This is a genomic window from Pseudomonas sp. NFACC37-1, assembly GCF_900101575.1.
Taxonomy (GTDB): Bacteria; Pseudomonadota; Gammaproteobacteria; order Pseudomonadales; family Pseudomonadaceae; genus Aquipseudomonas; species Aquipseudomonas fluorescens_AA.
Window position 1 is genome coordinate 52171 of the sequence record NZ_FMUZ01000022.1, and the last position, 23266, is coordinate 75436.

Sequence of the window (23266 nt, forward strand, 5' to 3'; positions counted from 1 at the left end):
GTGTCTGAGGCGCGCTATTCTACAATCTTAAAAACCTCTGTCAACCCCTTAAATTGCTTTCAAGACAATGATTTGCAACTTATTTTGGATTCCTTCCCAGTGGGAAGTCGTCCTTGGGGTGACGTACTGCGGGGCGCACTTTACAAGCCTTTTCCTTTGAGTTCAACGGCCTGATGAAAAAAATGGCCTTGCAAGGCAAGGCCATTTCCATCGTCGGCAAAGCCGGCCTTCAACTGAAGACTATTTCGTCGTTCTCCACCGTACCGGTCACGGTTTCGCCCGGCATGAAGCGACCGGACAGAATCAGCTGCGCCAGCGGGTTTTCGATCCAGCGCTGGATCGCTCGTTTGAGCGGCCGCGCACCGTAGACCGGGTCGTAACCCACCGCGATCAGCTTGTCCAAGGCCTCGTCGCTCAATTGCAGCTTGAGCTCGCGCTCGGTGAGACGGCTGCGCAGACGACCCAATTGGATCTCGGTAATGCCGGCAATCTGATCCCGAGCCAACGGCTCGAAGATCACCACTTCGTCGACCCGGTTGATGAATTCCGGGCGGAAGTGGATCGAGATCGCGTCCATCACCGCCGCGCGCTGCGCCTCACGGTCGCCCACCAACTCCTGGATCTGTGTCGAGCCCAGGTTGGAGGTCATCACGATCACCGTGTTGCGGAAGTCCACCGTACGTCCGTGGCTGTCGGTCAGGCGACCATCCTCCAGCACCTGCAGCAGGATATTGAACACATCCGGGTGCGCCTTCTCGACCTCATCGAGCAGGATCACCGAGTACGGCTTGCGACGCACAGCCTCGGTCAGGTAACCGCCCTCTTCGTAGCCGACATAACCCGGTGGCGCACCGATCAGCCGTGCCACGGAATGCTTCTCCATGAACTCGGACATGTCGATGCGCACCATGGCCTCTTCCGTGTCGAAGAGGAACTCGGCCAGCGCCTTGCACAGCTCGGTTTTACCGACGCCGGTCGGGCCGAGGAACATGAACGAGCCACTTGGACGATTAGGATCCGACAACCCGGCGCGGGACCGGCGCACAGCGTTGGAGACCGCCACTACCGCTTCTTCCTGGCCAATCACGCGCTGGTGCAACAGGCTTTCCATCTTCAGCAGCTTGTCGCGCTCGCCTTCGAGCATTTTCGAGACCGGGATGCCGGTCCACTTGGACACCACTTCGGCGATTTCTTCCTCGGTGACCTTGCTGCGCAGCAACTGGTTTTCGCTCTTGCCGTGCTGGTCGACCATCTGCAGGCTGCGCTCCAGGTCCGGGATCACCCCGTACTGCAGCTCGGCCATGCGGTTGAGGTCGCCTTTGCGGCGAGCCGCTTCCAGTTCCTGGCGGGACTGTTCGATCTTTTGCTGGATCTGCGCCGAGCCCTGGACCTCGGCTTTCTCCGAGTTCCAGATTTCCTCGAGGTCGGAATACTCACGCTCATGACGAACGATTTCTTCCTGCAACCTTTCCAGACGTTTCTTCGCCGCTTCGTCGCTTTCTTTCTTCAGTGCCTGGGATTCGACCTTGAGCTGGATCAGGCGCCGCTCCAACCGATCCAGCACTTCGGGCTTGGAGTCGATTTCCATGCGGATGCGGCTGGCCGCCTCGTCGATCAGGTCGATGGCCTTGTCCGGCAATTGACGGTCGGTGATGTAGCGGTGGCTGAGCTTGGCCGCGGCAATGATCGCGCCGTCGGTGATCGCCACCTTGTGGTGAACTTCGTAGCGTTCTTTAAGGCCGCGCAGGATGGCGATGGTGTCCTCCTCGCTCGGTTCCTCCACCAGCACTTTCTGGAAGCGCCGCTCCAGCGCCGCATCCTTCTCTATGTATTGGCGGTACTCGTTGAGCGTGGTCGCGCCGACGCAGTGCAACTCGCCCCGGGCCAACGCAGGCTTGAGCATGTTGCCGGCGTCCATCGAACCCTCGCCCTTGCCCGCACCGACCATGGTGTGCAGTTCGTCGATGAACAGGATGATCTGCCCTTCCTGCTTGGACAGTTCATTGAGCAAAGCCTTGAGCCGTTCTTCGAACTCGCCACGGTACTTGGCACCGGCGATCAAGGCCCCCATGTCCAGGGACAACAGGCGCTTGCCCTTGAGGCCGTCCGGCACTTCGCCGTTGATGATGCGCTGGGCCAGGCCCTCGGCGATGGCGGTTTTACCCACGCCAGGCTCACCGATCAGCACCGGGTTGTTCTTGGTGCGGCGTTGCAGCACCTGGATCGTGCGACGGATTTCATCGTCGCGACCGATCACCGGGTCGAGCTTGCCTTCCTCGGCGCGCTTGGTCAGGTCGACGGTGTATTTGTCCAGCGCCTGCCGGGATTCCTCGTGGTTGGCGTCGTTGACCGCTTCGCCGCCACGCAGGTTGTTGATGGCATTTTCCAGGGCCTTCTTGCTCACGCCCTGGCCGAGCAGCAACTTGCCGAGCTTGCTGTTCTCGTCCATGGCGGCGAGCAGCACCAATTCGCTGGAAATGAACTGGTCACCCTTCTGCTGGGCCAGGCGGTCGGCCTGGTTGAGCAGTCGCGCCAGATCCTGGGACATGTTCACGTCACCGGTCGGATTCTGGATCTTGGGTAACTGATCGAGCTCTTTGGCCAGTTCTTTGCGCAGGCTGTTGACGTCAAAGCCGACCTGCATCAACAGGGGCTTGATGGAGCCGCCCTGCTGTTCGAGCATGGCCTGCATCAAATGCGCCGGTTCGATGCCGGGATGGTCCAGGCCGACGGCCAGGGACTGGGCATCGGACAGGGCCAATTGTAGTTTGCTGGTTAAACGATCAATACGCATGGGTCACCTTCCTTTTGAGCAGGCCGGACCTAAACACATCCTGAATGAAGAAACCTGCCAGATACCCTTATAGATGTGGTCGATTCTGGAAGTTTCAAGCAGCGCAGCCTTGATGCAGATCAGGAAAGTCTAGCGTTCGATCCAGATCAGCGAGGCAAAGCGACCGGTGCGCGGGTTGCGCCGGTAGGAAAAGAAACGAGGGTCGTTCACGGTGCAGAGGCCACCACCGTACACCGCGGTGACACCGCGCGCCGCCAGCCGCAAGCGGGCCAACTGATAGATGTCGGCAAGGAATTTGCCAGCATTGGAGCTCGCGGCAAAGGTTTTTACCGCTTCAGGCAGTTGCGCGATGAAGGCTTCACGCACTTCCGGCCCGACTTCGAACGCTTGCGGCCCGATGGCCGGGCCGAGCCAGGCCAGGACTTCATTCGCGGGCACGGCAAGGCTGTCGAGGGTGGCTTCCAGCACACCGTTCGCCAGCCCACGCCAACCGGCATGGGCCGCCGCGACGCGGGTGCCGGCACGGTTGCAGAACAACACCGGCAGGCAATCGGCGGTCATCGCCGTGCAAGCGATACCCGGCGTGGCGGTCCAACTGGCATCGGCGGTCGCCACCTGGGTCGGGTCAGCCTCGACCACGGCAATGCCGTGGACCTGCTGAAGCCAGGCCGGGGTAATGACGAATTGATCGGTGAGACGACGGCGGTTTTCAGCGACGGCCCTAGGGTCGTCGCCCACATGGTCGCCCAGGTTGAGGCTGTCGAACGGCGCCAGGCTGACGCCGCCCTCGCGGGTGGTGACGCAGGCCTTGACCCGGGCCGGCGCGGGCCAGTCGGGTGTCAGCCAGTCAGTCATCCGACGAACGCCTCGCGGTCCTGCTTGAGCAACGTCAGCAGCCAGACGAAATCATCCGGCAACGGTGACTCCCAGCTCATGCGCTTGCCGGTCGTCGGATGATCAAGTTCCAGGAAACGCGCGTGCAGCGCCTGACGCGGGAAATTCTTCAGCGATTCGACCATGGTCTGGCTGGCGGCTGGCGGAATGCGGAAACGTCCGCCATAAGCCGGGTCGCCCACCAAGGGGAAGTTGATGTGGGCCATGTGCACACGGATCTGGTGGGTACGGCCGGTTTCCAGCTTGACCCGCACGTGCGTGTGGGAACGGAAACGCTCCAGCACACGATAGTGGCTGACCGCCTGCTTGCCACCTTCCATCACCGCCATGCGCTGGCGCTGCTGGCCGTGACGACCGATCGGGGCGTTGATCTTGCCACCGGCGGTGACGACCCCGATCACGATGCATTCATAGATGCGGCTGACACTGCGGCTTTGCAGCTGTGTGACCAGCTGTGTCTGCGCCTGGATGGTTTTGGCCACCACCATCAGGCCGGTGGTGTCCTTGTCCAGGCGATGGACGATGCCGGCACGGGGCACATTGACGATGTCCGGTACGTGGTGCAGCAAGGCGTTGAGCAGCGTGCCGTCGGCATGACCGGCCGCCGGGTGCACCACCAGGCCCGCAGGCTTGTTGATCACCAGGATGTCATCGTCTTCATAGACGATGTCCAGGGCGATGTCCTGGGCGACCCATTCTCCCTGGGCCTCCTGCTCGGCAGTCAGTTCGAGGATGGCGCCGCCATGGACGATGTCGCGCGGACGAATCACCGCCCCATCCACAGTCAGGCGGCCGTCCTTGATCCAGGCGGAAAGGCGCGAGCGAGAGTGCTCGGCAAAGAGTTGTGCGGCGACTTGATCGAGGCGTTGGCCGCCCAATTCGGACGGCACCTCTGCGCGAAGTTCTATTTTATCGGACATGCTCGGACTGGGCGTCGGCACAGCCTTTGGTTTCGGCTGCGCGCTTGTGGTTAAATACGGCGTCTTTTGCCCCGAGGCTTTCAACGGGGCGCTCATCATAACAGGACGGCCCCGCCCAAGACAGCGGCCGTCATAGGGACGCAAGCCGCCATGCAAGTGAAACACCTGCTGCTGATCGCCATCCTCGCATTGACTGCTGCTTGCTCGTCGAAGGAAGTCGTAGACGAAAACCTGAGCGAAGTCGAACTGTACCAACAGGCGCAGAACGACCTGGATAACAACAGCTATACCAGCGCCACCGCCAAGCTGAAGGCGCTGGAGTCGCGGTATCCGTTCGGGCGCTACGCCGATCAGGCCCAATTGGAGCTGATCTACGCCAACTACAAGAACGCCGAGCCGGAAGCCGCCAAATCCGCCGCCGAGCGTTTCATTCGTCTGCACCCGCAGCACCCGAACGTCGATTACGCCTATTACCTCAAGGGCCTGACCTCCTTCGACCAGGACGTCGGCCTGCTGGCGCGCTTCCTGCCGCTGGACATGACCAAGCGTGACCCGGGTGCCGCGCGCGACTCCTACAACGAGTTCGCCCAGCTGACCAGCCGCTTCCCCAACAGCCGCTACTCGCCGGACGCCAAGCAGCGCATGATCTACCTGCGCAACCTGCTGGCCTCCTACGAAATCCACGTGGCCGACTACTACCTGACCCGTCAGGCCTACGTCGCCGCCGCCAACCGTGGCCGCTACGTGGTGGAAAACTTCCAGGAAACCCCTTCGGTGGGTGACGGCCTGGCGGTGATGACCGAAGCCTACCAGCGCCTGCACCTGGACGACTTGGCGGCCACCAGCCTGGAAACCCTCAAGCTGAACTACCCGGATCACCCGTCGCTGGTCGATGGCCAGTTCACCCCACGGGTCGACGAAGCGGACAACCGTTCGTGGCTGAGCAAGGCGACCCTGGGCCTGATCGAGTCCCGTCCACCGCTGCCGCCGGGCGAAACCCGCGCCAACCAGGACGTACAGCGTCAGTTCCAGGATGCCAAGGAAGCCATTCCGAACGAACTCAAGCCCAAGGATGAAAATGGCGACGTGATCGAAGAAGAAGAGCCTGAGAAGGAGTCCAGCGACCGTTCCTGGTTCAGCTACATGACCTTCGGCATGTTCGACTGAGGCCAAGGCATCGGTAAAAAGGGAGACCCAGCGGTCTCCCTTTTTTGTGCCTGGCTTTTATTGCGCTGTGCGCCGTTCCAGTCCTTGGCTAAACTGCCGGATCATTAGCCGAAAAGCCGCCCATCATGCTTCGTTTACTGTTCTGGATAGCCCTGATTGCCGCCGCTGTATGGTTCTGGCGCAAGTTCAAGGGCGCCTCCTCCGCGCCGAACGCTCCCCGGGAACAGGACGCACCGCCCATGGTGCGCTGCGCCCAATGCGGCGTACACCTGCCCCGCGACCGGGCGCTGGCCCTCGAACAACAATGGTATTGCAGCCAGGCTCACCTCGAGCAAGGCCCGGGCAATCGTGAGCGCTGAGGCCTCAAGCCCACGCGTCAAACAGACGCAGCGCCTGCTGCGTCTCTATCACCTGTACCGCCTGAGCATCGGCATCACCCTGGTGCTGCTGATCTCCAGCAACATGGACAACCGCCTGCTGGAGTTCGCCAACGACGACCTGCTGCGCAGCGGCAGCTGGTTGTACCTGGTGCTGAACATCCTGCTGGTGGTGTTCCTCGAGAACACGCGTCGCCCTGCCCGGCTGTTCGGCCTGGCCCTCACCGACGTGCTGTTGCTTTCGTGGCTGTTTTTCGCCGCTGGCGGCGTGCCCAGTGCCATCGGCAACCTGCTCATTGTCTCGGTGGCCATCGGCAACACGCTGCTGCGAGGCCGGATCGGCCTGTTGATCGCCGCCGTTGCCACCCTCGGCATCGTCGGTTCGAGCTTCTTTCTTGGCTTGGGCGACTCGAACCGTCCCAGCAGTTACTTGCAAGCCGGTACTCTCGGGGCACTGTGCTTTGCCGCCGCGCTGCTGGTGCAAGGCCTGACCCGACGCTTGGAAGCCAGCGAAACCCTGGCCGAGCAACGGGCCAGCGAAGTGATCGGGCTGGAAGCACTCAACGCCCTGATCCTGCAACGCATGCGCACCGGCATCCTGGTGCTTGACCGTGAGCGTCGGGTGCAATTGGCCAACGAAAGCGCGCTGACCCTGCTGGGCATGCACGATCTGGTCGGCCAGCCGCTCGACGATTACGCCACGGCACTGGTCGAACGCCTGCAATTGTGGCGCAACAACCCCAGCCTGCGCCCGTCCAGCCTGACCGTTACCGGCACGGGCCTGACCCTGCAACCGAGCTTCATCGCCCTGGGGCATCACGATCAGCAGCAGGTCCTGGTGTTCCTTGAAGACCTGGCCCAGGTTGCCCAGCAGGCCCAGCAGTTGAAACTCGCGTCCCTCGGGCGCCTCACCGCCGGTATCGCCCATGAAATCCGCAACCCCTTGGGCGCCATCAGTCACGCGGCGCAATTGCTGCGCGAATCCGAGGAACTGAACGACGCGGATCGGCGTCTGACGCAGATTATTCAAGATCACTCCCAACGAATGAATCGCGTCATTGAAAACGTTCTGCTGCTGTCTCGCCGCCAACAAACCACACCCCAGCGCCTCGACCTACGCACTTGGCTCGACCAATTCGTCCGACAGGCCCGCGAAAGCATGGCCGAACACCAGCGATTGCACCTGAGCATCGACCCGGGGGACTACACCACGCTGATGGACCCCGACCAGCTCACCCAGGTACTCGACAACCTGCTGCGCAACGCCTGGCGCCATAGCGCAATGGTCCATGAACAGGCCGAGGCCTGGTTGAAACTGTTCATCGACCCCCTCAGCCAGCTGTCGACACTGGACATCATCGACAACGGCCCCGGTGTAACGCCCGAGCAGCAGGCGCATTTGTTCGAACCCTTCTTTACCACCAGTAGCCAGGGCACCGGCCTTGGGCTCTATCTGTCCCGTGAGCTGTGCGAAAGCAATCAAGCCCGCCTAGACTTCAAACCACGCCAAGGCGGCGGTTGCTTTCGCATCACCTTTGCTCACGGACGGAAACAGCTTTGAATAATCGCTCACGGCAACGAATCCTGATCGTCGATGACGAACCGGACATCCGCGAACTCCTGGACATCACCCTGGGCCGGATGAAACTCGACACCCGCAGCGCCAAAAACCTTACCGAGGCCCAAGCCCTGCTGACGGGGGATGCCTTCGACCTGTGCCTGACCGACATGCGTCTGCCCGACGGCACCGGCCTGGAGCTGGTGCAGCACATCCAGCAACGTTATCCACAGCTGCCCGTGGCGATGATCACCGCCTATGGCAGCCTGGAAACCGCCATCGACGCCCTCAAGGCCGGCGCCTTCGATTTCCTGACCAAACCGGTCGACCTGGGGCGGCTGCGGGAACTGGTCACCAGTGCCCTGCGCCTGCCGCCGGTCGCCACACCGACCAGCACCATCGATCGCTGCCTGCTGGGCGACTCGCCGCCAATGCGCAACGTGCGCAAACAGATCGAAAAGCTCGCCCGCAGCCAGGCACCGGTGTACATCAGTGGGGAATCAGGCTCCGGCAAGGAACTGGTCGCCCGGCTGATCCACGAACAAGGCCCCCGCGCCAGCCAGAGCTTTGTGCCGGTCAACTGTGGGGCAATTCCCACGGAACTGATGGAAAGCGAGTTTTTTGGCCACCGCAAGGGCAGCTTCAGCGGCGCCATCGAAGACAAGCCAGGACTGTTCCAGGCTGCCCATGGCGGGACCTTGTTCCTTGATGAAGTGGCCGACCTGCCCCTGGCGATGCAGGTCAAGCTGTTGCGAGCCATCCAGGAAAAGGCCGTGCGCGCCGTGGGCGGCCAGCAGGAAGAAGTGGTGGATGTGCGAATCCTCTGCGCCACCCACAAGGACCTGGACGGCGAAGTGGCCGCCGGGCGCTTTCGCCAGGACCTGTATTACCGGCTGAATGTCATCGAATTGCGCGTCCCGCCCTTGCGCGAACGCCGCGAAGACATCGAACCGCTGGCCAATCACATGCTTCAGCGGCTGGCCAGCAGCACCGGCAGCCCGGCGGCCAAGCTACATCCACAAGCCTTGGAAGCCCTGCAAAACTACCGTTTCCCGGGCAATGTGCGGGAACTGGAGAACATGCTCGAACGGGCCTACACCCTGTGCGAACAACAGCTGATCGAAGCCGACGACCTGCGACTGGCTGAGGGTAATGCCAGCTCTGAGGCGGGCAACCCCGACTTGATGCAGGTCGACAACTTGGAAGACTACCTCGAAGACGTCGAACGTAAACTCATCCTCCAAGCCCTGGAGGAAACCCGCTGGAACCGCACGGCCGCGGCGCAGCGGTTGAAATTGTCGTTTCGGTCGATGCGGTATCGGTTGAAGAAACTCGGGTTGGATTGAGCCGGCGTCCGGCGCAGCTCAGCCAATGGCAAGGCCTACACCGAACTGTGTGGATTTACCTGTGGTGAGGGGATTTATCCCCATTGGGCTGCGAAGCAGCCCCCCAGGAGACCGACCTCAATCAGCCTGACATACCGAGGAGATGGTTTTCAGGGCCGCTTCGCAGCCCAACGGGGATAAATCCCCTCGCCACAAAATAATGTTCAACCTGATAGCTCTGTTGGTCCTTCTAGCCCTCCACCGGCACCTGCTTATCCAGCACGCGATTGGCCAACAACTCGCTCAGCTCGATCAGTTGTTGCACTCCCAAGGCAACATGCCGTCGTGAGCCTTCAAGTTCGAAGGCCAGGTCGCTGATCGTTGCGTTGGCTGAGGCCAGGGTTTCGCTGAGGTTGGTGAGGAGGCATTCGGTGTCGATGCCGTCCACGACAGTGAATAGCTGGTTTGAGGTGGGTTTCTTTTTGGCTTCGGGCTTTGGGCCAAGGTAATAGTCGAGGGCGCGCTTGGCGGCTTCATCAAGCCCTTTTGGGTTAAGGCTGGAGTCAGGAGAAGCGTTATTGGTTTCTGAAGGTGGTAGGGGTTTGTCACTCATTGCGGTACTCCAAAGAGGGAATGGATTACCAAGTTTTTCGGGCCGCGACGCCCGGACGCTGAATTGGCAGCGACCGGGAAAGGTTAGCCAGAGTTCTTCCCACCCGGCAACCGCCAGAACTCGTCGGAAAATTCTTTTTGAATCAAATTTTTGTCCGACCATTCCCACAAAAGCCTGGTTGACTGTGAGGGTGGTGTGTATATCCGTTTCTGCGGTTGCGGCCGCTGGCGGTTCCGCCCTTACGGCGGCTCACTTTTGAGAAGCGCAAAAGTAAGCAAAACGCTTCTGCCCCACCACTTGGCACCTCGCTTTGGCTCGGTGTGCCCTCACTCCGGCATTGCTCCGTGGGCCCGCCGCGAAGGGCCATCCATGGCCCAGCGCGGCTATCCCGGCATCCATGCCGGGATGCCCACTACTCAATACCTGCGTTCGGCCATCGTGGTTAACGGGGCTCCGAGATCAACGTCCACCGCGAGGCGGCCTGATAGCCGACCTGGCTCTGGGTGATCGCGTTTCTCCTGTGGGAGCGGGCTTGCTCGCGAAGAGGCCGGAGCATTCAACATATTCATCGACTGTGCCATCGCCTTCGCGAGCAAGCTCGCTCCCACACTGGATCGGGAACGATCTACAGATTTTCGGCCACTGCAAATCCCTCTGGGAGCAAAGCTTGCTCGCGATGGCGGTGGATCAGCTTGCATCAGCGTTGGATGTACCGCCGTCTTCGCGAACAAGCTCGCTCCCACAATGGGATCGCACTAGGACCGGAAGAGCCAGGTCGGCTATAAGGCCGCCTCGCGAGCAAGCTTTGCTCCCACAGATCTGACAGGTGTACGAGCGGGAGAGCCAGGCCGGCTGTCAGGCCGCCTCGCTTTTGATCTTGATCTGGGGCGCCCCGTTAACCACGCTGGCCGAACGAAGGTGTTGCGCAGTGGGCATCCCGGCATGGATGCCGGGATAGCCGCGCTGGGCCATGGATGGCCCTTCGCGGCGGCCCACGGAGCAATGCCTGCGTTCGGGCATGCCGAGCCTAGGCGAGGCACCGAGTGGTGGGGCAGAAGCGCTTTGGTTACTTTCGCGCTTTTCGAAAGTGACCCGCCGTCAGGGCGGAACCTTAAGCGGCCGTTACCGCAGCAATGGATATGTACCCGGTCAACAAAATCCCGACCGGCTATCAGGCCGCCATCGCGAGCAAGCTCGCTCCCACAATTGGATCTGAGCACAGGCGCAGTATCAAAGCCGGACCTTACAAGCGCCCAGCCGGCGCATACGGCACAGAATCGATCACCGGCTCACGCCCCAACATCAGATCCGTAAACAACTGACACGACGCCGGCGCCAACACCAGTCCATTACGATAATGCCCACAGTTCAACCACAACCCGGCAACCCCCGGCACCTCGCCGATATAGGGAATACCTTCAGGCGAGCCAGGCCGCAACCCGGCCCAATGCCCCACCACCTCGGCGCCCGACAGCGCTGGAATCAGTTGCTGCGCCGAAGCCTTCAGGCTCTCCAGCGCAACCTCGGTCGGGGTCTTGTCGAAACCTTCGCGCTCCAGCGTACTGCCAACCAGAATGTGCCCATCACGACGCGGGATCGCATAACGCCCCTTGGCCAACACCATACTCGACAAAAAGTCCGACGCGCATTTGTACAGAATCATCTGGCCCTTGACCGGCTCGACCGGCAACTTCAGTCCCAGCGTCTTGAGCAGTTCACCACTCCAGGCTCCCGCCGCCAGCACCACCTGATCGCCACGCATCGGTCCCGCCGAACTGTCCACCCCCACGACACGCCCGCCATCGCGGATGAACCCGCTGACCTCGCAATGTTCATGAAGCGTGACATTGGGCAATGCCTGCAACGCCGCCTTGAGGGATTTCACCAGCCGAGGGTTACGCACGTTGGCCACGCCAGCCATGTAGATCGCCCGGGAAAAACCCGCGCCCAGTACCGGCACTGCATCGTAGACCGTCGAGATATCCACAGCCCGCAGCGGACGCCCTTCCCGCTCGGCCCAGGCCAGCGCTTCGTCCTGGTCGTCCAGGTCCAGCCAATACAGCCCGGTCACGTGCACTTGTGGATCGATCCCGGTGGCCGCGAACAAACGCTCACCCAGCTGTGGATAAAAATCCTGCGACCAATGGGCCAGCGCCGTGACCGCCGGGCTGTAGCGCCAAGGGTACAACGGTGAAACGATGCCGCCGCCGGCCCAGGACGATTCCTGGCCGACATTGGAACGGTCCAGCAGCACCACACGTTGCCCTTCGGACGCCAGATTGAACGCCGTCAGCAGGCCGATGACTCCGCCACCGACGATCACCACTTGCTGTTGCCTGGTCATGTTCTGATTCGACTCACTAAAACAAAGGGCGCAAAAGCGCGCCCGGATGAAAGAAACTCAGCGCCCCCAACAATCCTTGGTGGTCAGCCCCGCAGTGGCGTTGAGCATGCTGCGTACGCCGGTATTGTTGAGGGTGAAATCACCGCACTTGTCCGTGGCCATGGACGAACCGCTCTTGCGTACGGCGGTCAGGGTGAAACTCTGGTCCGCCAGCGTCTGGGTAATGGTGTAGAAATCGTTGCCACTGCTCAGCCCGGTTGCATTGGTGTAGACGTTGTTCTTCGAGTAGTAGCGCTCGAGAATCTGCGCCTGCTCGGATAAGAGCCCGGCAATTTCAGTGCGTCGGCCCTTCTTCATGTATTCGGTCAGGCTCGGATAGCCGACGGTGATCACAATACCGATGATCGCGATCACGATCATGATTTCGATCAAGGTGAAACCCCGGTTGGATCTGCGCATGCCTTGCCCTCATTGTATTTGCCGCCACATGATGCGGCGGCTGCCGCCGACGGTTTTGCCCAGCAGGTCAGTGATACCGCCACTGGAATCGTTCACGATCATATTGGTGGCCCCATTGGCGCTGACGACGGCGCTCAGGGTCGGAATACCGCCCGTAAACACCACGCCGGCGGAAATCGTATCGAGGCTGGTGAGCGAACCATCGTTGTTGGTATCGAGTACCGCATAGTTGAGCATCTTACCGTTGAATGCATCCAATTCGATCAGTTTGCCGGTACCGAAGCTGGCGCAAGGGTCGGAGGTGTCTACGGCGGCCGTGGTAAAGATCACGCGCCCGAGCACCAGGTTGGCCGGGTTGATAACCCGCTCCCCGGTCAGCACATTGTTGTACACCAGAGGCAGGTACCAGCCCTTCTTCGCAGGGTACGTCACGTCGGTCTGGCTGGTGGTCACGAACTGCCCGGTGCTGCCTGAAAACACTCCTGTGATCGACTGGGCCTGCAGGCTCGAGACGGTGATTTGCCCCCCGCCGCCAGTGGCGTCCCAGATCGAATAGAACGCTTGCAGATCCTTGTTGAGCTTGTCTGCCGCTTCGTTGAACTTACCGGTACCGAAAAAAACCTGGGTGCCGCCTTGGGGATTGTCTGCCAGCAGAGGCTGCACGGTGATCGGCTGGGTCGCGCCGCCGGGGGCGGTGAACAGCGGCTGGCCGGCAAACGCCAGGCCCCACGCGGTGGGCGAGGTGCCGCTGAGGTCGAATTTCCACATCCGCCCCTTCAAGTCGCCACCGTACGCCGCCTGCACCACATTCTGGGAGTTGACCCGCAACTTGACCGACGACAGGCCGTTATCGGTCTCACTGCCGTTGATGACGATTTTGCGGATCAGCGAACCGTCGCGGATATCCACGACGTACAACGCCGCCACGCCGCTGTTGCTGCCATAGCCGTTGGCGATGAACGCCGCCCAGCGACCGTCCGCCAGGCGCGCGACTTCGGGGCGTGCGTAGGCATAGCCCAAGTCATTGAAGGCGTTGGCGGTGTTGGCAACGGTTGGCGCGCTGATTTCCCACAGCGCCCGAAACGCATTGCCCGCCGCCGCATCGAACAGCTGCACCGCAAAGAACGTCTTGCCGCCGGCCCCCGTACCGCCCAGGGCCACGGTCTTCCAGGCGCTCCCCGATTGCACGTCGAATACACCAACCTGTCCATCCACCAGGAACTTGTGGCTCACGCCGTTGATGTAGTTGGTGTCGGCGATGTCCTGCAACGAGGGCAGCACGTTCGAAGGCATGTAGGCGTAACGCCGGGTGCCGTTGGCACTGTTGATGACACTGAAAAAACCATCGTTGCCGTTCACCACCAGGCTGGTGCTCATGTTCGTCGCCTTGGTCGCCAGGTAGGTGCTATAGCTGGTGTCGTTGAGCAGGTCCGCAGCGGTCTGGTCGTTGGGCGATGCCAGCACCAGCGGCGAGTTGATGATGTCCCCCAGCAACGCGCTGCGCACCTTCAGGCCGGTCTTGTTGACGCCCTTGCTCCACTCCACCAGGTCATTGCCGGTGATTCCCGTGGGCAGGTTCTGGCTGAGGCTGGTTTGCTGGGCCGGCGAAAAGTTGCCGTAGGCCAGGGCCACCGGCACGTTGGTCGCGGTGTTCCAGGACTGATAGATCGGTGCCGTCGCGCCGGGCACGATGGCGGTATCGGTGGTCCATTGCACCGCTGCCGTGTTGACCGTGCCCGCCGAGGTAAAGCCAAACGCCCGGATGGTGCCGCGCCAGTCCTTGGGGTCATACGTGGTCTGGTAGTAGCTGGAGGTGCTCGACAAGGTGGCGGCGTTGGTGGTGCCGCCGCCCCCGGAGCCAGCCTTGGAAGTGATGTCGCTCAAGGCTGACGACAGGGCCGAGTTCAAGCCTTCGCTATCGCTCGCCGGATAATACTTGCCCGCCCCGTAGCGGGCAGCATCGGACAACATCTGGTTGGTGACGGCAAAACCCACGGTGTAGGTATTGAGATACTGCCGGGGAAAATCCGTGGCGTTCCAACTCTTGCCCGTGGCGTCGGTGCCGGTGGAACGCATGTCGATGTCGAAGGCGAACTTGGCGATGTCATCCAGGTACAGCGTGTCGCCCTCGCCATCACCATTGAGATCGTCGCCATCGTTATTGATGCTGTCCCAATTCGGCAACCGGGGACCACCCGCGGCAGTAGCCTGCGGGTCGTTGGTGGGAAATGTCCGGTCATAGGTAGGCAAGCCGTCGGTGATCACCACGCCGAAGTTTTTCTGGCAACGGTACTGGATCGGGCTGGTGTAGGTGGCGGGCGTTCCATTGTAGTAAGGCGCCATCCCCCTGAAATAACGGGTGACCTCGTAGTAGCTCTCGGCCAACGGGGTATTGGCGACCGCACCCAGGCCGTTGATGGCGTTGATCAGCGCGCTGTAGTTGCTGTTGGCCTGGGTCTGGGTCACGCTGCCGCTGACGGGCGACAAGTCGCTGATGGCGCGAGCGATGTAGCCCCCGGGGCCGGAGTTGCTGAAATTAGGTGGATTGAACGTGGCGAGGCCAATACGCAGGGCGCGGTTATTGGCGACCAGGTCGTTGGAGACATCCCGTGCCACGTTGATGCGGTAGTCATTGGGAATGGTGCCGGTGGTGAAGTCTCGGCTCGAACCGTTGGCCAAGGTCACCAGGTATGCCAGGTATTTAGCGGTGTAACGGGTATCCCCGTTCCCTACCGGGTCCGGCAACCGCAGACAGATCCGCCCGATGCTGGATCGATAGAAGCCGTACCAACCAGACGAGCAGCCGCCACGCAACAGGCTCAACAACAGGATATTCGAGTCGTCCTGGTCCAGCTCATACCTGTCATTGCAATTGCTGCTGGAACTGCATGCAAATGTGCGTGTTTGCGTCGCCGCCGGATCAAACCCCGCCGCCCAGATAATATTGTTCATGCTCCCCGAATCATCGATCAGCAGCATCACGTTCGGCGTGACGGCGGCCGCACTCAGCAACGGCGAATCCGAAGGCGTGAACGCATAGGCCGGCACCGCCAGGTAAAGGCTGAGCAACGCCCCCCACAGCCCATGCTTCCAACTACCCCGCACCTCAGTACTTCGCATAGATGCTCTCCACCACGCTGCGCTGGTTATTCCCCACCACCGCCACCGCTGTGATCCGATACAACGTCGCCGACGTATTGACCGGCACGTTGACCGCCGTGAGCGTCGTGCCAATGTTCTGCACGCCATAAAACCCACCGGCGGCGGCAACCCAGAGCACCCCCGATGACGAATTGCGCCCGGCTCCCGTCAGCGTTGCCGACTCGGCCGGCGGCGCGCACTGGGTCGTGGTGGTACACACCGGCAATGAATAGGTTTCGACCTGCACCGCGCTCTCACCCACCCTCAGCGCCGCCTCGGCCACCTGGAACGACTGATTGCGCTGCATGACGCTGCTGGTCATCTTTTCCTGGAGGGTGGCGCTCTGCATCGATGACAGACCGATCAGCGTCAGCAGCAACAGGAAGACCAGGCTGACCAGCAATGCCATGCCCCGCTGGCGGTGCACCTGCCCCATCGAAGTCATCTCCTTCATAGCAACCGGTTGCGCAAGGCGGCAACCACGTTGAAGGTCTGCTCGCGCACTGCGTTCCTTGGATCAAAAAGCGTCAGGGTCAGGCGCACGCTGCGGATCAGTGCCGGGTCAGGCGGATTGCTGGTGTAGCTCGACGCCGCGATGTCCGTCGCGCTGCCGGCCACGCCAAACGTCACGTCGAACGCCCGCACGTTGTCCACCAGCACCGACAAGGTCGGGTTGCCGGCGCCGCTGCCCAGCAGCAATTGGTTGTTGTTGAAGCTGTAGACCAGCCGGCGGATCGGGAAGGCCAACTGCCCCGTCGCCGGTAGTCGCGCGTTGGTATAGGCCGTCGCCGAGGTGCGGCAATCGGAGACAACGGTCCAGGTCGGAGCGCTACCGCCACTCCCTATGTCGGCGGTCACCAGGGTCAGTCTGCGGTTGGCGTTATCCCAGCGGATCGGGGTGATCTGGCTGGCATTGAAGTCATTGGCCGTGGAAGCATCGGTAATGGTCCCCAGGCAACCGAACATACCCACCATGCGAATTTCCTGGACCATTTTGCTCAGGACGAACCGGGCGTCCTCCTGCATCACCGCTGCCGCACTTTGGCTGATGTAGGTGTTCTTGGCGGCGATGAAAATCTGCACGACACCCAGGATGACGATCAGGCTGAGCACCAGGGCAATCATCAATTCGATCAGGCCGAATCCCCGGCAACGCCTGTTCATGGCGGCGTCCCCGGCGGATCGACGGCGACGCGGCTGGTCAGTACGAAGCTGCGCCGCGCCTCGGCCGCGTCGGTGGTGTTGGCGGCCCGTGCGTCGTCCCAGGAAATGGTGATGGTGTAGACCCGCTGGTTCAGGGCAATGGTGCCGGTGGCCGTGGCGCCGCCGAACGCGATGATGTTGGTCTTGAAATCATAGAGGTCCTGGTCCCGGGCCACGTTGAGGTTCGGCGAGCTGGGCGGTGTGACGGTGTAGTCGGCGCCGGAGTTGGCGCGTATGCGGTCCAGCAGGTCGTAGGCAATGAAACTGGCCTGACTGGTCATGCGCGAACTGTCGGTGTACTTGAGCGCATTGAGCTGGATCATCGCGGCCCCCAGCAAGCCGACGCCGAGAATCAGCACCGCCACCAGCACCTCGATCAGCGTCATGCCCCTCTGTGTCCTTTTACCGCAAACCTTCATCCGCAACTTCCACCCAATACGATTCGTCCATTGAGACAAACATTCAGCGTCCTGCTCTGCGTCCCTCGCACATAATTGAAACTCACCGGCGTGGCCGGTGCCGATAACCCGCCGAGGTTGTTGAAATCGATGTTGTTCACCGCTGAGGTTAGCGTCAGAGTCGCACCACTGCTCATCGCTGGAACAACCCGCAATACATTGGCCGGCGTGCCAGTACTGTCATACACCGTCAGTTCGCCGCTCCAGACGCTGCCCTCGGCCGTCGGCCGGATGCGCGTGGTGATACCACGGTCGATCGCCTCCAGCCGGGCAAAGTTCAGAGCCCGGCGCAAATCGTCAACCTCGGTGTCGGCCTTGGTGCTTTGCAGCGAGCCAGTGAATGACGGCACCGCCATGGTAATCAGGATCAGCAGCACGCCAAGGGCCACCAGCACCTCGATCAGCGTGAAACCTTTTGTACGAAGATCCATCGGTGCCCTCCGTTGCCGTCGGCTATACCTGCCTCTACACGCTAGAACAAACCACTGCCGTATGCTCGATACTGCCCTGTGGTGAGGGGATTTATCCCCTCGCCACAATGGGCCATTAATCTTGAATCCGCTTCACATTCTCCAGGGAGGAGATGTCATGCACCAACAGGGCTTCAGCCTGATCGAACTGCTCATGGGACTGGCAATTGCCGCAATTGTTCTGCCGTGGGCCAACGCGGGCTACAAAGAACTGATCGCATCCATCGAGCGCAAGGACACCGCGCAGTTGCTGATCAGCGGGTTACGCAGCGCACGCAGCGAGGCCATCACGCGCAACCGGACGGTCGTGCTCAGGGGGATAGACAACGATTGGGGCCGGGGCTGGCGCATCACCCTGGACGATAAGGAGAAGACCGTGCTGATGGAGCGCAGCGCCAGCGCCCGGGTGGTCGGCAACCAGCCGATGAAACGCCGGGTGAGGTTCGGCAGCCAAGGGGAAGCCCTGCACCCCAGTGGCGCATTCCAGGCGGGCACACTGCATGTCTGCGCCAAACGCGGGCCGGTCAGTCATCATCAAGTGATACTGGCGCCTTCCGGCCGCGTGCGCCTGGAAAGCGTCGAAGCCAAACAGGCGCTGTGCGAAAAAGGACTTACAGCAAGGAGCGCACGCGCAGCTCCTTCGGCATCGAGAACGTGATGTTCTCCTCGCGACCGGCCAGCTCATCGGCACCAGTGGCGCCCCAAGCCTGCAATTGCTGGATCACGCCACGCACCAGGACTTCCGGCGCGGAAGCACCGGCAGTGATGCCGATACGCTCGACGCCCTCGAACCAGCTGCGTTGCATGTCCTCGGCCCCGTCGATCAGGTAAGCGGGCGTGGACATGCGCTCGGCCAGCTCGCGCAAGCGGTTGGAGTTGGAACTGTTCGGGCTGCCGACCACCAGCACCACATCGCATTCGTTGGCCAGTTGCTTGACCGCATCCTGACGGTTCTGGGTGGCGTAGCAGATGTCATCCTTGCGCGGACCACCGATGGCCGGAAAACGCGCGCGCAGGGCGTCGATCACACGGCTGGTGTCGTCCATGGACAGGGTCGTCTGGGTCACGAAAGCCAGGCTATCGGGGTTGCGTACTTGCAAGGCCGCAACGTCATCCTCGTCTTCGACCAGGTAGATGGCACCGCCGTTGCTGGCATCGTATTGGCCCATGGTGCCTTCGACTTCCGGGTGGCCTTCATGGCCGATCAGGACGCACTCGCGACCGTCACGGCTGTAGCGCGCCACTTCGATGTGCACCTTGGTCACCAATGGGCACGTCGCGTCGAACACCTTCAGGCCCCGCCCGGCGGCTTCACTGCGCACGGCCTGGGAAACCCCGTGGGCACTGAAGATCACTATGACGTCGTCCGGTACCTGGTCCAGTTCCTCGACGAAAATGGCCCCGCGGCTGCGCAGGTCCTCGACGACGAATTTGTTGTGGACCACTTCGTGGCGCACGTAGATCGGCGGCCCGAAGACTTCCAGGGCGCGGTTGACGATTTCGATCGCCCGGTCCACACCGGCGCAAAAGCCACGGGGGTTGGCGAGTTTGATTTGCATGCTGTGCCTCGTGTCTTGCGCGCAAGAAATTGAATCAGTGCTTGTCGATCAAGCAAAAAAAACCGAAAACAATGGAGATCCCATGTGGGAGCGGGCTTGCTCGCGAAAGCGGAGTGTCAGTCAGCACAGATATTGGATGTGCCGACGCTTTCGCGAGCAAGCCCGCTCCCACACTAAACCGCATTCACTCAGTTACAACGCCTTGACCTCAAGGATTTCCACTTCGAAGTTCAAGGTCTTGCCCGCCAGCGGATGATTGAAGTCCACGGTCACCTGGGCGTCATCGAACGCCTTCACCACACCCGGCAGCTCGGTATTGGCCGCGTCGTTGAAGATCACCAGCAGGCCCTCGGACAGCTCCATGTCCTGGAACTGGGAGCGTGGCATGGTCTGCACGTTTTGCGGGTTGGGCTGACCAAAGGCATTTTCCGGTGGCACGACCACGGTGCGCTTGTCGCCGGCCTTGAAACCGAGGATCGCCGCTTCGAAGCCTGGCAGCAGGTTGCCATCACCGACCTTGAACACCGCCGGGGCCTTGTCGAAGGTGCTGTCGACGGTGTCGCCGTTTTCCAGGTGCAGGGCGAAGTGAAGCTTCACTTCGGTGTTTTGAGCGATACGCTGCTCAGTCATGGACGGCTTCTCCGGTTTTCTTGCTCTTGAACATGTCCAGGGCGAGCATCACGGCGCCCACACTGATGGCACTGTCGGCAAAGTTGAACGCCGGGAAATACCAGCGGTTCTGCCAATGCACCAGAATGAAATCGATGACGTGGCCCAGGGCGATGCGGTCATAGAGATTGCCCAACGCCCCCCCCAGCACCAAGGCCAGTGCCACAGCCAGCCAGGTCTCATTGCGCCCCAGGCGCTTGAGCCAGACCACCAGCACGGCACTGACCACTACGGCAATCAGGGCGAACAGCCAGCGCTGCCAGCCGGAACTGTCGGCCAGGAAACTGAACGCCGCCCCGGTGTTGTAGGCCAGGGTCCAGCTGAAGTAATCCGGGATGATCACGATCTGCTGGTACAGGGTCAACGAGCTTTCAAAGTAGAACTTGCTGGCCTGGTCGATGACCAGTACCAGCACGCTCAACCAGAGCCAGCCCAGCCGCCCGAAACGGCCCGCTGCGTTAGGCGCCACATTAGGCATAGTGGCGAACCTCGCCAGCACCGCTGATGTTGTCGACGCAACGACCACAGATTTCCGGATGCTCCGGGTTCACGCCGACGTCTTCGCGGCAGTGCCAGCAGCGGGCGCACTTGGTGTGGTTCGACTTGACGATCTTCAGCTTCAGGCCGCTGACTTCAGTGGTTACCGCATCGGCCGGGGCCTGCACGAAAGGTGCAACACTGGCGGTGGAGGTGATCAGCACGAAGCGCAGCTCGTTGCCCAACTTGGCCAGGTCGGCACCCAGGGCCTCTTCGGCGTAGAGGGTGACTTCGGCCTGCAGGTTGCCGCCGACGGCCTTGGCCGCCCGCTGGATCTCCATTTCCTTGTTGACCGCGGCCTTGACCGCCATGACCCGATCCCAGTACGCACGGTCCAGCTCGAAGCCTTGCGGCAGTTCGGTCAGGCCTTCGTACCAGGTGTTGAGCATCACCGACTCGTTGCGCTCGCCCGGCAGGTATTGCCACAGCTCATCGGCGGTGAACGCCAGGATCGGCGCGATCCAGCGCACCAAGGCCTCGCTGATGTGGAACAGCGCGGTCTGGCACGAACGGCGCGCCTTGCTGTTGGCGCCGGTGGTGTACTGGCGGTCCTTGATGATGTCGAGGTAGAAACCACCGAGCTCCTGCACGCAGAAATTGTGGATCTTGGAGTAGACGTTCCAGAAGCGGTATTCGCCGTAGTGCTCCTGCAATTCGCGTTGCAGCAACAGGGTACGGTCCACGGCCCAACGGTCCAGCGCGAGCATTTCTTCGGCCGGCAGCAGGTCGGTGGCCGGGTTGAAGCCGGTCAGGTTCGAGAGCAGGAAGCGCGCGGTGTTACGGATCCGCCGGTAGGCGTCCGCACTGCGCTGCAGGATCTGCTCGGAAACGGCCATCTCGCCGGAATAGTCGGTGGAGGCCACCCACAGGCGCATGATGTCGGCACCCAGGGTGTCGTTGACCTTTTGCGGCGCGATCACGTTGCCCAGGGACTTGGACATCTTGCGGCCGGACTCGTCGACGGTGAAGCCGTGGGTCAGCAGCTCGCGGTACGGCGCGTGGTTGTCGATGGCGCAACCGGTCAGCAACGACGAGTGGAACCAGCCACGGTGCTGGTCGGAGCCTTCCAGGTACAGGTCGGCGCGCGGGCCGCTCTCATGGCCCATTGGGTGCGAACCACGCAGCACGTGCCAGTGGGTGGTGCCGGAATCGAACCAGACGTCCAGCGTGTCGCTGATCTTGTCGTACAGCGGTGCTTCGTCGCCCAACAGCTCAGCGGCATCGAGCTTGAACCAGGCTTCGATGCCTTCGGCTTCGACGCGCTTGGCCACGACTTCCATCAGTTCGACGGTGCGCGGGTGCAACTCGCCGCTTTCCTTGTTCAGGAAGAACGGGATCGGTACACCCCAGTTGCGCTGGCGGGAGATGCACCAGTCCGGACGATTGGCGATCATCGAGTGCAGGCGCGCCTGGCCCCAGGCCGGTACGAACCGGGTCTCTTCGATGGCCTTGAGCGAACGCTGGCGCAGGGTGTCGCCGCTGGTGGGCTGCTTGTCCATGCCGATGAACCACTGCGCGGTGGCGCGGTAGATCAGCGGGGTCTTGTGGCGCCAGCAGTGCATGTAGCTGTGTTCGATGACGGTGGTGTGCAGCAGCGCGCCGACTTCGGTCAGCTTGTCGACGATGACCGGGTTGGCTTTCCAGATGAACTGGCCGCCAAAGAACTCCAGCGACGGCGCGTACACGCCATTGCTCTGCACCGGGTTGAGGATGTCGTCGTTGACCATGCCGTACTTCTTGCAGGTCACGAAGTCGTCGACGCCATAGGCCGGCGCGGAGTGAACCACGCCAGTGCCTGCGCCCAGTTCCACGTAGTCGGCCAGGTACACCGGCGACAGGCGGTCATAGAACGGATGACGGAAATTGATCAGTTCCAGCGCCGAACCCGGGGCGGTGGCAACCACCGAACCTTCGAGGTTGTAGCGGGCCAGGCAGGCTTCGACCAGTTCTTCGGCCAGCACCAGCAGTTTGTCGCCAACGTCGACCAGGGCGTAGGTGAATTCCGGGTGGACGTTCAGCGCCTGGTTGGCCGGGATGGTCCACGGGGTGGTGGTCCAGATCACGATCGACGCTGGCTTGGCCAGCTTGCCCAGGCCGAACGCGGCGGCGAGCTTGTCTTCATCGGCGATCGGGAACGCGACGTCGATGGTCGAGGACTTCTTGTTCTCGTACTCGACTTCCGCCTCGGCCAAGGCCGAACCGCAATCGAAGCACCAGTTCACTGGCTTGAGGCCCTTGAACACGAAACCACCCTCGACGATTTTCGCCAGGGCACGGATTTCGCCGGCTTCGTTCTTGAAGTCCATGGTCTTGTACGGGTTGGCAAAGTCGCCCAGCACGCCGAGGCGAATGAATTCGGACTTCTGCCCTTCGATCTGCTCGGTGGCGTAGGCACGGCACAGCTCGCGGGTCTTGTCCGCGCCCAGGTTCTTGCCATGGGTCACTTCGACCTTGTGCTCGATCGGCAGGCCATGGCAGTCCCAGCCCGGGACATACGGCGCATCAAAACCCGACAGGGTCTTGGAGCGGATGATCATGTCCTTGAGAATTTTGTTCAGCGCGTGACCGATGTGGATGGTGCCGTTGGCGTACGGAGGGCCGTCGTGCAGGACGAACTTCGGACGATCCTTGCCAATTTCGCGCAACTTTCCGTACAGGCCAATGCTGTCCCAACGCTGCAGAATCTGTGGTTCGCGCTGAGGCAGGCCGGCCTTCATTGGGAAGGCGGTGTCCGGAAGGTTTAGCGTGGCTTTATAGTCGGTCATTTAAGGCTCTTCA

Annotated in this window: 21 protein-coding genes; 5 read left to right on the forward strand and 16 right to left on the reverse strand. The window is 61.6% G+C overall.

From position 1 onward, the window contains the following. Positions 1-229 precede the first annotated feature (229 nt). The 3 genes from clpB to rluD all read right to left on the reverse strand — a co-directional run bounded on the left by clpB (position 230) and on the right by rluD (position 4608). Positions 230-2794 (reverse strand): ATP-dependent chaperone ClpB, encoded by a 2565-nt coding sequence (gene clpB, locus BLP82_RS20720; protein WP_092172413.1) that lies wholly within the window; start codon positions 2792-2794, stop codon positions 230-232. A gap of 129 nt (positions 2795-2923) precedes the next feature. Continuing rightward, positions 2924-3649, reverse strand: coding sequence for a peptidoglycan editing factor PgeF (gene pgeF / locus BLP82_RS20725; protein WP_092172416.1), 726 nt, complete (start codon positions 3647-3649; stop codon positions 2924-2926). Next, positions 3646-4608: a 23S rRNA pseudouridine(1911/1915/1917) synthase RluD gene (gene rluD, locus BLP82_RS20730; RefSeq protein WP_060740571.1), complete on the reverse strand. Its 963-nt coding sequence runs from the start codon at positions 4606-4608 to the stop codon at positions 3646-3648. The genes pgeF and rluD overlap by 4 nt, the downstream gene beginning before the upstream one ends. Before the next feature lie 150 nt (positions 4609-4758). Here rluD and BLP82_RS20735 point away from each other — a divergent pair, with 150 nt between their 5' ends. From BLP82_RS20735 to BLP82_RS20750, 4 genes are all read left to right on the forward strand, one after another. Further along, a complete protein-coding gene (locus BLP82_RS20735; protein WP_092172419.1) occupies positions 4759-5775 on the forward strand; it encodes an outer membrane protein assembly factor BamD in 1017 nt (338 codons plus the stop codon). Between the two features lie 125 nt (positions 5776-5900). Continuing rightward, a complete protein-coding gene (locus tag BLP82_RS20740) occupies positions 5901-6134 on the forward strand; it encodes a PP0621 family protein (RefSeq protein ID WP_092172422.1) in 234 nt (77 codons plus the stop codon). Beyond that, positions 6124-7713, forward strand: a complete 1590-nt coding sequence (locus BLP82_RS20745; protein ID WP_092172425.1) for a two-component system sensor histidine kinase NtrB — start codon at positions 6124-6126, stop codon at positions 7711-7713. Before BLP82_RS20740 ends, BLP82_RS20745 begins: the two co-directional genes overlap by 11 nt. Next, complete coding sequence (locus BLP82_RS20750; RefSeq protein ID WP_092172428.1) at positions 7710-9056, forward strand: sigma-54-dependent transcriptional regulator; 1347 nt, start codon at positions 7710-7712, stop codon at positions 9054-9056. The genes BLP82_RS20745 and BLP82_RS20750 overlap by 4 nt, the downstream gene beginning before the upstream one ends. 229 nt (positions 9057-9285) lie before the next feature. Here BLP82_RS20750 and BLP82_RS20755 read toward each other — a convergent pair whose 3' ends face one another. The 9 genes from BLP82_RS20755 to BLP82_RS20795 all read right to left on the reverse strand — a co-directional run bounded on the left by BLP82_RS20755 (position 9286) and on the right by BLP82_RS20795 (position 17684). Then, positions 9286-9648 (reverse strand): DUF6124 family protein, encoded by a 363-nt coding sequence (locus tag BLP82_RS20755; protein ID WP_092172431.1) that lies wholly within the window; start codon positions 9646-9648, stop codon positions 9286-9288. A gap of 855 nt (positions 9649-10503) precedes the next feature. After that, the gene (locus BLP82_RS31215) at positions 10504-10668 is read right to left on the reverse strand and encodes a hypothetical protein (protein WP_170842349.1); all 165 of its coding nucleotides are present in this window, start codon (positions 10666-10668) and stop codon (positions 10504-10506) included. 223 nt (positions 10669-10891) lie between these two features. Continuing rightward, the gene (gene thiO, locus BLP82_RS20765) at positions 10892-11992 is read right to left on the reverse strand and encodes a glycine oxidase ThiO (protein ID WP_092172434.1); all 1101 of its coding nucleotides are present in this window, start codon (positions 11990-11992) and stop codon (positions 10892-10894) included. Between the two features lie 57 nt (positions 11993-12049). Next, on the reverse strand, positions 12050-12451 hold the full coding sequence (locus BLP82_RS20770; protein ID WP_092172437.1) for a type IV pilin protein: 402 nt from the start codon (positions 12449-12451) through the stop codon (positions 12050-12052). Positions 12452-12460: 9 nt separating this feature from the next. Continuing rightward, complete coding sequence (locus BLP82_RS20775; RefSeq protein ID WP_092172440.1) at positions 12461-15571, reverse strand: pilus assembly protein; 3111 nt, start codon at positions 15569-15571, stop codon at positions 12461-12463. Continuing rightward, a complete protein-coding gene (locus tag BLP82_RS20780) occupies positions 15558-16037 on the reverse strand; it encodes a pilus assembly PilX family protein (RefSeq protein WP_371856646.1) in 480 nt (159 codons plus the stop codon). Before BLP82_RS20780 ends, BLP82_RS20775 begins: the two co-directional genes overlap by 14 nt. A 5-nt stretch (positions 16038-16042) precedes the next feature. After that, positions 16043-16756, reverse strand: a complete 714-nt coding sequence (locus tag BLP82_RS20785) for a PilW family protein (protein ID WP_092172443.1) — start codon at positions 16754-16756, stop codon at positions 16043-16045. After that, positions 16753-17214: a type IV pilus modification protein PilV gene (gene pilV, locus BLP82_RS20790; RefSeq protein WP_092172446.1), complete on the reverse strand. Its 462-nt coding sequence runs from the start codon at positions 17212-17214 to the stop codon at positions 16753-16755. Before pilV ends, BLP82_RS20785 begins: the two co-directional genes overlap by 4 nt. Beyond that, entirely contained in the window at positions 17211-17684 is a 474-nt protein-coding gene (locus BLP82_RS20795; RefSeq protein WP_092172450.1) for a GspH/FimT family pseudopilin, read from the reverse strand. The genes pilV and BLP82_RS20795 overlap by 4 nt, the downstream gene beginning before the upstream one ends. Before the next feature lie 157 nt (positions 17685-17841). On the opposite strand from BLP82_RS20795, the gene BLP82_RS20800 reads away from it, so the two are divergent. Next, positions 17842-18381, forward strand: a complete 540-nt coding sequence (locus BLP82_RS20800; protein ID WP_092172453.1) for a GspH/FimT family pseudopilin — start codon at positions 17842-17844, stop codon at positions 18379-18381. Here BLP82_RS20800 and ispH read toward each other — a convergent pair. From ispH to ileS, 4 genes are all read right to left on the reverse strand, one after another. Next, positions 18335-19282, reverse strand: a complete 948-nt coding sequence (ispH, locus tag BLP82_RS20805; RefSeq protein WP_092172457.1) for a 4-hydroxy-3-methylbut-2-enyl diphosphate reductase — start codon at positions 19280-19282, stop codon at positions 18335-18337. The genes BLP82_RS20800 and ispH overlap by 47 nt on opposite strands. A gap of 192 nt (positions 19283-19474) precedes the next feature. Beyond that, positions 19475-19912: an FKBP-type peptidyl-prolyl cis-trans isomerase gene (gene fkpB, locus BLP82_RS20810; RefSeq protein WP_072411902.1), complete on the reverse strand. Its 438-nt coding sequence runs from the start codon at positions 19910-19912 to the stop codon at positions 19475-19477. Continuing rightward, entirely contained in the window at positions 19905-20429 is a 525-nt protein-coding gene (gene lspA / locus BLP82_RS20815; RefSeq protein WP_092172460.1) for a signal peptidase II, read from the reverse strand. The genes fkpB and lspA overlap by 8 nt, the downstream gene beginning before the upstream one ends. Beyond that, on the reverse strand, positions 20422-23253 hold the full coding sequence (gene ileS / locus BLP82_RS20820; protein ID WP_092172463.1) for an isoleucine--tRNA ligase: 2832 nt from the start codon (positions 23251-23253) through the stop codon (positions 20422-20424). Before ileS ends, lspA begins: the two co-directional genes overlap by 8 nt. Positions 23254-23266 lie beyond the last annotated feature (13 nt).